Origin of the sequence: Halalkalibaculum sp. DA384 (assembly GCF_043951955.1) — a bacterium.
In the GTDB taxonomy this organism is placed as follows: Bacteria; Bacteroidota; Rhodothermia; order Balneolales; family Balneolaceae; genus JAMQKA01.
Genome location: NZ_JBINJE010000091.1, coordinates 1 through 1606, shown reverse-complemented (window position 1 = coordinate 1606; position 1606 = coordinate 1). Strand labels below are relative to the sequence as shown.

The window sequence follows — 1606 nt, the reverse complement described above, 5'->3', positions numbered from 1 at the left end:
AAGTGTCGTCCCTTCCGGAGTAACAAACCTCGCAGGTTTCGAACCATGCTGCAATCAGCAAAACCAGCACCGGTGCGGTCCACCTGCCCGGTGGGCCGTTGGCCACGATTTCCAAAAGGATACAGAAAGGAAGGCGTGATCTCGCGTTGGGTTTTTTAATGTACCTCAATTATATTGGTATAAAATAAGGTCAAAAAAACAGCTAAATGTATGATTACGATCATAAAAAAAGGTAGTACTGCAGAAACTGTCAAAGAAAAGTTTAGACAGCTTGAAGCTGGAAAGAATAAGGAATCCATTAAAAGATATTGTGGCATATTGAAGCTTAAAAAGGATCCTGTGAAGCTTCAAAAAGAATGGCGCGATGAGTGGGAATAATCTTCTCCTTGACACTAATATTATTCTTTACTTTCTGGGTGGGGACGAAACACTCATACCACTATTCGAAGATCATAATCTATTCATATCGTTTATAACAGAGATAGAGCTTTTGGGATATCCCTCTCTTGAAAATACTGAGCTGGAACAGGTAAAGGGATTTCTGAAAAATTGCACTGTCATAAACATGAATGAGGGTATTAAGAACAAGGCTATATCTATTCGCAGAAACAGTAGCATAAAATTACCCGATGCGATAATTCTGGCATCTGCTCTTAACATTGAAATACCGTTTATTACAGCTGACAAGGATTTTATGAAGATGGGGATTGGTGATATTATTATTTATGAGCGATGATTATAGCCTCTTCCTATATTGGTATGGCGGCACCTCAAAACGCATTGTTGAGGCGATAGTGGGATACGCCCCATCCCAAAACCCGCAGGGTTTCCTGTCCGCAAAAGCAGTCCTGGTAGTAACGTGTAGCCACCATTGAAGAAAAACCCCGGGGGTTCGAACAACGCCTACCTCCCAAACCTGCGAGGTTTCCCTTCCCGGAAAGGCAATGGCCTCGGGGAGGATTGTCCCTTCCGGAGTACAAACCTCGCAGGTTTCGAGCCGAGCTGACCATCAGACAAGGTATACCGTCAGGACCTTCGCGCCCCATTCAAGGCCGGGAAAGACCAGGGTGTATATTTTGTAGCTCGCTCCCTCGTCAGACAGAACTTCTTCCGGTCTTGGACATGATGCTATAACTCGTTCATATGATCTCCCCTTCGAAATTCTTCATTTCTAATTCTTCATTTTTCATTCCTCACTGAACATCCCCCTGCACCCCCTTCGAACGTCATTTACCGCTTTTCCATCATAACTGCCACAAGGGGGAACCCTCCGCGCTCTTTTTCCCGGTACCCCTTCGAAATTCATCATTCTTCATTCTTCATTCATAATTCCCATTCTCCGGCGGCGAATTTTTTGGTTCGTTTTTTCTTCGATGAAAAAATGAACAAGGAAGGATTATTAGGAAGCCCAACAAGAAAATAGTAGCAGTTTTTTTAAAACAGAGGTGTCCCTTTTGGCTTGACCCAAAAGGAACCAAAAACTCAAGGCGGTGAATGGGGCACCCGCTCCGGCCTGTGCAGGCGTGGATGTTGATGGTCCGTCACGCTGGTTGCCTTCTATCGAAGTTCTCACCGGTGCAACATCCACAAACGCCTGCTTCGGCCT

General features: G+C 44.8%; 2 protein-coding genes. Both read left to right on the top strand.

From position 1 onward, the window contains the following. Positions 1 to 210: 210 nt before the first annotated feature. The gene (locus ACG2E4_RS18375) at positions 211 to 378 is read left to right on the top strand and encodes a hypothetical protein (protein ID WP_395262553.1); all 168 of its coding nucleotides are present in this window, start codon (positions 211 to 213) and stop codon (positions 376 to 378) included. After that, on the top strand, positions 365 to 736 hold the full coding sequence (locus ACG2E4_RS18370) for a type II toxin-antitoxin system VapC family toxin (protein ID WP_395262554.1): 372 nt from the start codon (positions 365 to 367) through the stop codon (positions 734 to 736). Before ACG2E4_RS18375 ends, ACG2E4_RS18370 begins: the two co-directional genes overlap by 14 nt. Positions 737 to 1606: the final 870 nt, after the last annotated feature.